We start from the raw sequence: 293 nt of genomic DNA on the forward strand, positions 1-293 counted from the left end.
CGCGGATCGGGGTGGACCTGAGCCGGACGACGCTGTGCCAGTGGGCGCTGCAGGCGGCGGAGGCGTGTGGGCCGGTGGTGGATCTCTTGCGGGAGGAGGTGCGGGCGGGGCCGGTGATCCGGGTGGACGAGACGACAGTTCAGGTGCTGCAGGAACCGGGGCGATCGGCCCAGACGAAGTCGTACATGTGGGTGTTCCTGGGGGGACCCTCTGGCCGTCCGGCGGTGGAGTACCACTACGCGCCGACGCGAGGGGGACAGGTGGCGCGCGAGTACCTCGAAGGGTACCGGGGC

1 protein-coding gene is annotated in these 293 nt (G+C 71.3%); it reads left to right on the plus strand.

Going from position 1 to position 293, the window contains the following annotated elements; all coding sequences use genetic code 11:
• Nucleotides 1-293, plus strand: a 293-nt coding sequence (locus ACYQ8L_RS18735; protein ID WP_459943327.1) for an IS66 family transposase, incomplete at both ends; no start/stop codon positions are given.

Source organism: Deferrisoma palaeochoriense, assembly GCF_054656955.1.